General features: G+C 50.9%; 1 protein-coding gene. It reads right to left on the minus strand.

Going from position 1 to position 226, the window contains the following annotated elements:
- Nucleotides 1–185 (minus strand): ATP-binding protein (locus LKX83_RS33115; protein WP_370639188.1); only part of this gene is annotated, 185 nt, incomplete at its 3' end.
- Nucleotides 186–226 lie beyond the last annotated feature (41 nt).

Consider the following 226-nt stretch of genomic DNA (forward strand, 5'->3'; position numbering starts at 1 on the left):
TCCCATTCGTCGACTAAGGCCTGTACAAGGAGCAGCCCGCGTCCACGTTCATTCCAGATAATCTCTTCGAATGTAGTGTGTGTCATGGCCTCAATCTTCTCCGGCGGTATGCCTCCTGCTTGATCCTGCACGGTAATCTCTAGTCCCTTCTCGATATGCATCATACGCTGTGTCAACGGCATCATATGCTCTGCTCCATTCAGTCGCTTGGATGCCTCGATTGAAT

The organism is Cohnella baijiui, from assembly GCF_020731285.1.
Taxonomy (GTDB): domain Bacteria; phylum Bacillota; class Bacilli; order Paenibacillales; family Paenibacillaceae; genus Cohnella.